The 8,427-nt window shown below is 44.4% G+C and carries 7 protein-coding genes; 4 read left to right on the top strand and 3 right to left on the bottom strand.

Translation table 11 applies throughout. The features are described from left to right. Window positions 1–175: 175 nt before the first annotated feature. Window positions 176–1,021, bottom strand: a complete 846-nt coding sequence (locus KO537_RS17875) for an FAD:protein FMN transferase (protein ID WP_219235201.1) — start codon at window positions 1,019–1,021, stop codon at window positions 176–178. Window positions 1,022–1,743: 722 nt separating this feature from the next. On the opposite strand from KO537_RS17875, the gene KO537_RS17880 reads away from it, so the two are divergent. Further along, a complete protein-coding gene (locus KO537_RS17880) occupies window positions 1,744–3,075 on the top strand; it encodes a Na+/H+ antiporter NhaC family protein (RefSeq protein WP_219235203.1) in 1,332 nt (443 codons plus the stop codon). An 886-nt stretch (window positions 3,076–3,961) separates the two neighbouring features. Beyond that, window positions 3,962–4,672: a 23S rRNA pseudouridine(2604) synthase RluF gene (locus KO537_RS17885; RefSeq protein WP_219235205.1), complete on the top strand. Its 711-nt coding sequence runs from the start codon at window positions 3,962–3,964 to the stop codon at window positions 4,670–4,672. A gap of 172 nt (window positions 4,673–4,844) precedes the next feature. Here KO537_RS17885 and KO537_RS17890 read toward each other — a convergent pair whose 3' ends face one another. Then, complete coding sequence (locus KO537_RS17890; RefSeq protein ID WP_219235207.1) at window positions 4,845–6,305, bottom strand: OmpA family protein; 1,461 nt, start codon at window positions 6,303–6,305, stop codon at window positions 4,845–4,847. Between the two features lie 634 nt (window positions 6,306–6,939). Here KO537_RS17890 and KO537_RS17895 point away from each other — a divergent pair. After that, a complete protein-coding gene (locus tag KO537_RS17895; RefSeq protein ID WP_219235209.1) occupies window positions 6,940–7,428 on the top strand; it encodes a hypothetical protein in 489 nt (162 codons plus the stop codon). Then, window positions 7,421–8,041, top strand: coding sequence for a hypothetical protein (locus KO537_RS17900; protein WP_219235211.1), 621 nt, complete (start codon window positions 7,421–7,423; stop codon window positions 8,039–8,041). Before KO537_RS17895 ends, KO537_RS17900 begins: the two co-directional genes overlap by 8 nt. Window positions 8,042–8,180: 139 nt before the next feature. On the opposite strand, the gene KO537_RS17905 is transcribed toward KO537_RS17900, so the two are convergent. Beyond that, window positions 8,181–8,321, bottom strand: a complete 141-nt coding sequence (locus tag KO537_RS17905) for a hypothetical protein (protein WP_219235213.1) — start codon at window positions 8,319–8,321, stop codon at window positions 8,181–8,183. Window positions 8,322–8,427: the final 106 nt, after the last annotated feature.

The following is an 8,427-nucleotide window of genomic DNA, read 5'->3' on the forward strand; positions in this document are numbered from 1 at the left end:
GCCCACAACCGTATGCAAGTTGCAAATAACGGTAACGATACTGAACCCAAGTTGTATCGATTCACCCGTTAAAGTGCGAATAACAGTACTAACTGTTTAATGTTAACTCACAGTAATGATTGAATTTCTAATTTAATCATCTGCAAAAAAACTGTAAAAACAGCCAAAGGATACATCAATCAAAACTAACTAATTGACCACCCAAGTGAGCAATTTTTTCAGCGGCCAAGTCGGGATTAAGATAGCCTGCAACTTTCGTTAACGCATCGGCGCGCCAAGCAAAAGAGGCTCTCACACTAACAATACGCTCGCTTTCAGCATCGACGTTCGTATCGGCAACATTGCCAGTTGGCAGTAATAGTGCAGGGTAATCATGACTTAAGGTTTGTGAGACCCTTGAGCTGGCGAGCGCCATATTGCTAACGCAGAGCTTTTGGCTCGCTCCTAATGGACCGCGGCACACTACATTTAAAGATGCACTGCCAAAAACTTTTAAATCGCCACCCGCATTGACCCAACCTCCGCTCACGCCAGCGCGACGCAGCTCACTCACTGCCATATCAACCGCATAACCTTTAGCGATACCATCTAAGGTTAAAATTAGCGGTCTAGCTAATCGCGCTTGATTACCTTTTATTTCAATATCTTGCCAGTCACCTTGCAATAACAATGGCATACCAAGGTAAGCAGGCAAAGCGCCGCGAGACATCATTTCGCCGCCAACGGTACAATTGAATAAGTTGTTGCTCGCCTTACCCAGTCCCTTAGCCAACTTGAGCACTCGTAAACTATCTTGGCTTAACGTTACCCAAATTCCCGGCTGCCGATTTAACTGACTTAACTCGCTGTCCTGTTGATGGAAGCTCAGCAACCGCCCAATATGGGTCACACGCGAAAAAGCCGCGCTAATAGCCACTTCCAATGCTTTATCTTTAAGTTGTACCTCACCGCTTTGATTTGGCAGTGACTCGGCAGCGATTTCCACCAGCGTTCCGAGTAATGGCTTAGCGCGACGTATCATGATAATACCCACTGTAGTAGGAAGATCTGAGGGATCAGCAATAAACGCTTCATCCAGTTAAATTTAAACAAAGCACTAAGAGTAATTAACATAATTTGTGCGGATTCTATTAAAGTCTCTACTTTAATACAAATTGTTGCCATTAGTTTTTATGGGGATTTTAGATGCTTGAAACTGTTTTACATTTAAAAACAATAGATTGCTTATTAAGGTTTTATTAAAGTTATTTGACTTATCATTGCTATCACAACGCTGCACAAGCGAACTAAGTCAATACGTCCCCAAATGAGCCCTATTGATTAATGCCACTCATCATTTACGTTATTTATGCTGTCTTACCCACCAACAACTCAAACTAAATGGAGCGATAAATAGCCGGCTTACTCCATCACACCAGTTATCCGATTAAATTTCATGCAACTCCGTTCAGTTGAAATACACTCTCAATCAGATATAACCCTCTAACTCAACCTGAACAAAAAAGAGTAAAGCATTGATTAGTAATTAAAATAAGGACTAAGTTTCATCTTATACAACCTATTAATAACCTAGCGATCACAACGGAAGTAAAAACATCTAGACGTCTAAATTGACAGGTTATCAGGGATCAAATATGCTTTGCCTCAAGTTGCTAGGATACGATGCCGCGGCAACACTGAATTTAAGCGAGTTTGACTGCCAAGGATCCTGCGGAAAAACCCTAAGCGAAAGAGAGATAACATTTGAGCAATCCAACAGCAACACAGCACAGCCCGGCATCTTTTATTGCCCTGTTGCCATTATTTGTTTTCCTTGGTCTTTTCATTGGCGCGGGTGTGTATTTCCAAAGCCAAGGTGTCGACTTTGCCTTCTATCAATTACCCAGCGTTATCGCTATTTTACCTGCAATCATTCTGGCGTTGATTTTATCAAAACAGAAATTAAATCAATCGATTGATACCTTTATTGGCGGTATTGGTCACAGCAATATTATTGCAATGTGTTTAATTTACTTACTTGCAGGCGCCTTCGCTGCAGTCGCTAAAGCCACTGGCGGCGTCGATGCTACTGTTGCTCTTGGTTTATCGTTAATCCCATCGAACCTGTTACTACCTGGTTTCTTCGTGATTGCCGCTTTTATCGCAACGGCCATGGGAACCTCTATGGGGACAATCGCTGCTGTCGCTCCCATCGCCCTAGGCGTAGCCGACCAAGCGCAAATCGACTATGCACTGATGGCGGGAGCCGTGATGTCTGGCGCCCTATTTGGTGACAACTTGTCGATTATTTCCGATACCACGATTGCAGCTACGCGCACCCAAGGCTGTGATATGAAAGATAAATTTCGTGAAAATTTAATTTTCGCTATCCCCGCATCACTGCTAACTTTAATCGCCTTTGTATTTGCCGGACAAGGCCAAGCAGAATTAGCAACACAGAATATCGATCTTATTAAGGTCATTCCTTATCTGACCATTTTGATCTTAGCTGTGGCAGGTCTGAACGTATTTGTGGTCTTGACCTTAGGTATCTTATTAGCGGGCGCAACCGGCCTGTTTACTATGGATTACGGTGTGATCCAATTCGGTAAAGATATTTATGCTGGCTTTAGCAATATGCAGGAGATTTTCATTCTGTCTATGCTAGTGGGTGGTTTAGCCGCACTCATGCAGCAGCAAGGTGGTCTTGCCTTTGTGAGTAAACAGATTGAAAAGCTGATCACTCGTTTCTCCAAGGCACAAGGTGAAGCTTCATGCCGTGCTGCTGAGCTAGGTATGGCAGGTATAGTCGCAGTGACTAACTCTTGTGTGGCTAACAACACGGTTTCTATCGTGGTGACGGGTGATATTGCAAAAGACTTAGCAGAGAAGCATGGCGTGAGTCCAAAACGTGCCGCCAGCATACTCGATATTTTCGCCTGTATTATCCAAGGTTTGATCCCGTATGGTGCACAGGCACTCTTGATTGCTTCAACCTTTAGCATCACGCCATTAGCAGCGGTATCACACGCTTGGTACTGTATGATTTTAGCCGCAGTGGCTGTTGCGATTGTAATTTTCCGCAAACGACACTAAATGATATTTGAATGCATGAGTAGAATCTAACGTTTATGACAAGGGACGCACTAGGCGTTCCTTGTCATTTTAAAACCTCTTTTGGCGAAAAAGCATCAACTCGCTTGCCTTCATTAAACAATTCAGGCAAGTTACCGCATTCAATGTGGTCATCTCCAGTCAGCATATTTTTAGTCTCCATGAATCCTCTTTATCACCAAGAACCAAGTTATTACGATCTACATCGTCTTATTACATGGTTGATTGTAGGCGCAGCCTTTATTAGTGCTTCTGGAGTTTTAATTGCTATTTATGCTGAATATCAAAACGTTGGAGTTCAAGTCTTACAAATACGAGCTGATTTTTTAGGTAACTATATCAACTCCCCCCTCGCTTATGTGTTTAATTTAAGCTTATTGGCTGCGGGGCTCTGCATACTCATTTCAATGACCGGGCTCTACTTACTAAAACTAGATACGTTTAGCCAATGCATAGCACTTACAGGTGCTTGGGTAGGAGTCTCTGTGATTTTGATGGGAATATTCCCCATTAATTTTTTGAGCATACACAGAATAGTTTCAACGAGTTATCTATTAAGCACCCTCATCTTACACAGCCTTGTGATTATAGCGGGGATAGTACCTCGGTTTATTTGCCCAAAACCACTGTTCTATTTGAGCCTGATCAGCTTTTGTAGTGCAGTGAGTTTAACCCTGCAATTAGATTGGGCCATATTGGATTTCCCTCCCTGTGTGCCCCAAACACACTTTTGTACTGTTTCAGCCAATATGTGGCTCCAAACTAACTTGAGTATTATTTGGTGTTTAAGCCTAGCCTTTGCAATGCGGCGCCTATCAAAAATACTGTATCATCGCGCCCAAGAACGCCAAATACTTTAGGGTAATCCATGCGCTTAGCAAAATACCTCGCCCAGTGTGGCATAGGCTCACGCCGTGAAGCCTGCCGTTTGATTGAGGCTGGGCGCATCACACTCAATGGCGGTATCGCCCGCCACACAGATCCCATCTGTTTAGACGAGTCATTAAACTGCCTCGACCGTATTGAGTTTGATGGCAAACCTATCACTAAAGCCGAAACACTCGCCTATTGGGTATTTAACAAAGCTGTGGGCACGGATTGCCGTCTGCTTGAGCAGGATGAAGCGAGCCTTATACACCGACTTCCCAAAGCGCCAAGACTCTACCCCGTCGGCAGACTCGATAAAGACTCCCGCGGCCTGTTGCTGTTAACTAACGATGGTGAGCTGACTCATAAACTGATGCACCCCAGTTTTGCCCACAGCAAAACCTACCATGTGCGCCTCGATAGGCCATTCACTGATGATTTTGTTGAACAAATGGCCAGTGGAGTGCGTTATAAAGACCTGCAAACCCTGCCCTGCCAAGTCCACCACCTCAGTTCGGACAGCTTTGAAATCGTGCTGACCCAAGGACTAAATCGACAAATTCGGCGTATGGCCAGTGCCTTAGGCTATAAGGTAATTGACTTACAGCGCGTCGCATTAATGACATTAACGCTAGAATCCTTAGCCGAAGGAGCGATGCGGCCACTCACCCCACAGGAAGTTGCAGTGTTTAAAGCCGCAGTGACAATTTAGAGAAAGACAAGTGGCGAATACACTCAAGCTACTAACCTCAATTTTTGACAAATGCCCGCGCGAACAATATCTTCCAATGAACTCCAATGAACTCCAATGAAGATAGAAACGCCTGAGATGACTCAGGCGTTTCTATAAAACGAAGCTCCCCTTTCAAGCTTATTAATATGAGCTACTTTTTATCAGAACGAAGTACTAATTCCACTCTGCGATTCAGTTTTTGTCCGGCGTCATTAGTATTGCTGGCGACAGGGCTATATTCCCCGTTACCGTGGGCGGTTAATTGGGCCGACGGAATTTGAAACCCGTCACTCAACTGCTTAATCACAGCTGCGGCGCGGCGCTCCGACAGGCTTTGATTGTAACTCCGCTCGCCCTTGTCATCGGTATGTCCAACCACATAAAAACTCATCGCCGGATGCTGCTTAAGATAGCTTGCCAGCACCTCCAGTACAGGTTTGGACTCAGGCAACATGCGCTCACTGTCATAATCAAACAGCAATCCCTCCAACGTCGCCTTGCCAGTTTGGCTAATCGCATCGGTCAAAGCATTGAGGTCAATCGCCACTCGATCATCCTTCAGAGTAGAGAGTTCCATTACCCTGAGGGTAGTATCGGCAGGTGTGCCATCGAAATATCCTTGGGAATAGATATCGAAGTAAACATCGCCCTTTGCGTGACTAAGCTTAAACAGCTGATACTCCTGCCATTCGTCCTCTTTATCGTCCTTGATTAATTTGATGGCATTAATCAGGCTATCATCGTCGCCGCAAGCCGTGCCTTTGCAATGGAATACCCGCTCTGCTGCCAGCTTTTGTGCGGCTGCGGCATAATTGCTGTTGATTTCAAACAACGAATAGCTTTCAGGCATCTGATAACTTATTTGGGTAAGCTTGGCGTCCAGCGATTTGGTTTGATAATTTGCGCCCGAGTTCCCCACTAATAGAGGCACTTGGGTAAAGTTAGTTTGTTTGTAACTTGTAATATAACTGCCGGGCATACGTCCCAGCAAAGGATGGTCTGTCGAGCCTTGAGCATCGTCACTACGCCTATCTTTAATCTCAATGTTCTTCGGCGCCTGCTGTAAAAAGTCACTATTCGCTTGGATTAAGTCCAGCGGCTCAGGGATAGCGTCGAGAATATCGACTTGCAGATAGGTATATCTGTCCTCGCGATTGACGACATAGATACTGGTGTAAACCTCACCGCGAGTACCTTTCAGTTTTGCTGCCACGTAAGCACTATGATAGTCGGCATTCACGCTTTTAAGCGGCTTTAGCTGAGTTTGCATGGCTTGACCATCACCGCAGGTGACGGCCTGACAACTAAATAACACTTCAGCATTCAGCTTTTTTAGCTGTGCCAAATAGTTATTGATAACATGCTCAGGACTATAACTCTCGGGAAGCTCAACGCTTTGTCGGGTCAACCGCCCAGACACTGGCAACACGGTGAATTTGTCGCCAGCCACTGCTGTGATGATCTCAAAGGGAGTAAAGTGGATACGCTTTTCTTCAGGAGATTTGGCATCCGGAAAAGGGCTGAAAAGCAGCTCAGCATTAGCCACAAAAGCAGTGGCCCCAAAAACAGTCGTGGCCAAGACTGCAGTAATTAAAAAAGTATTATGTCCCATAAAAATCCTTTTCAGTGGGTAAATAGAAATTTAGCTCATAGCTTAAAAACATATGCGCGAACGATATTACGATAAAATGAAAAATAATTCAGCCTAGATATTACTGCAAAGCTTGAGACATATTTTCAGACTGCAGAAGCCACCGCCTTAGTTACATCACGATTAATAGCAGTATCATAATCAAAACCATCTATGACATATAAGCAGTTTAATAACCAAATCAAAATTACATTAAAACTCGCTGAGTTATACAGCTAATTAGTCAGAAATCCTTCTTTAGTGTTATAGCCATCAGCAATACATCTCCCTTATAAAAAGGCAATTAATTTTTCCGAAAGCCATATTTTTATATGCTGATGAAATTATAAATAGAAAATGTTTACTCATTCAGTAAACACGAAGACGTTAACGGATACAAAGACGACGCCGAAAACGAATCGTCAATAACGAAGACATAATGGAACTAAGGCTATAACTTCAGTTGGTTTTTCCCATTTTTAGCTAGCTAAACTCATGATCAAAGGACTTTGCAAAAATGCGATTCAGAATAATATTATCTCACGTAAAACTTTTACTTTGTATATCACTGCTCAGCGCTACACCTACTTCTATAGCGGAAGAAAAAGTACTAACAGTGCAAAGCATCCTTGCTAATGCACCAAAACCCCATGAGGTTGAATTTGCCCGTAAGGGTGTCGCAGAAACAAGCATAGAGAATGCTTGGGAGCGGCCATGCCCATATAACAGTTCTCGTTTGCTTACTGAGGGTTCGGGCGATTTCGATGTAGACGAAGCTCCCCTGCGTTGTCGCCGCTGGCAAGATTGTAAAACAGCAGGTGCTGATGCGAGTCGGTTTACTGAAGGTTTTTTCAAGCACCATAAAACTGGGAAGGATATCCCTCAGCAGTGGCAACAAGATGGCGAAGACTTGGCCAAGAATGATGCAGAATTTGGTGGCGGTTTGGGACATTCGTATAACCATGCCTTGAAATTTGCTGAAAAAAACTGGCGATTGTTTGAAGGGCGCAGTGCTAGCGAAGCCGACAAACTCGTTAAAAAACAATTCTGGCAATGGTGCGCCGTCGAACCTTTGTCTATTTGGAAAAGTAAACTCGATGATTAAGATTGATATGTTTCAACAGCATATCAACAGTGGCTTAGGTGCAAAAATGCAATTCAGAATAAGGTTATTTTTGGCAAAATTTTTACTTTGTGTCTCGCTGCTCAGCGTCGCCTCTATTTCCATCGCAGAGGAAAAATCCGGCTATGACTTGCTATTGGAAATGGCCCCTAAGCCTCATGAGATTGAACTGGCGCGCAAAGGTGTGGCTGAAGCCAATATCGATAAGCCTTGGGAAAGAGCTTGCCCCTATCGAGAGCTAACAGGAACGACTGAGGCGGAGGACGAGTATTTCTTTCGCTGCCAACGTTGGGACGACTGTGTGTCTGCGGGCGCTTCGGCCAGCATCTACAGCGAAGCGTTCTTCCAGAATCATCAACGACAACCTAACGATCAGGTGCCCTGGGAGTATTACAGGGATGGCAGCATGTTTCTTCTTGAGCCATCCGATTTCGAGACTGTCTCTGGTCACTTGAGACAGTATGCCATGAAATCTGCAGAGGAAAATTGGCGCTTGTTTGAGGGGAGGGATGCTGCCGAAGCAAGTGACTTGGTTAAGAAGAAATTCTGGCAATGGTGTTCTATCCAGCCGTTATCGATTTGGGAAGATGAGTAACAGCTCGGATAAAGATTAATTTGTATTTCAACCTTGTGCCGACAGTGATATTACGCCGCAGATATGAAAATGATCGCAATAGCCAAGCAACCGAGAAAGCAAATTGCGTAATCTTTTCAATCCACAGGTTACATTAACGCTAAAAAGGTGAGCCATGGTGATTTGCGAGACGACCGTCCGCCCCATGGCCGCTTTTGGGCATCCATGCCATCGCGGCATTCGCGAGTCCATTCACACCAGACGGGGCGGTCGAGCATCCACGGATGGACTTGAACAACATATATGGACCCATCCGGTTTGCAAGACATTCGATATCAATTTTGAGAAGAGTTCATTGCACCCATATATTCGGCCTCTTATTGAGGGATTCCTCTGGCCCTGATGGA

It is taken from the genome of Shewanella sp. NKUCC01_JLK, from assembly GCF_019345615.1.
In the GTDB taxonomy this organism is placed as follows: domain Bacteria; phylum Pseudomonadota; class Gammaproteobacteria; order Enterobacterales; family Shewanellaceae; genus Shewanella; species Shewanella oncorhynchi.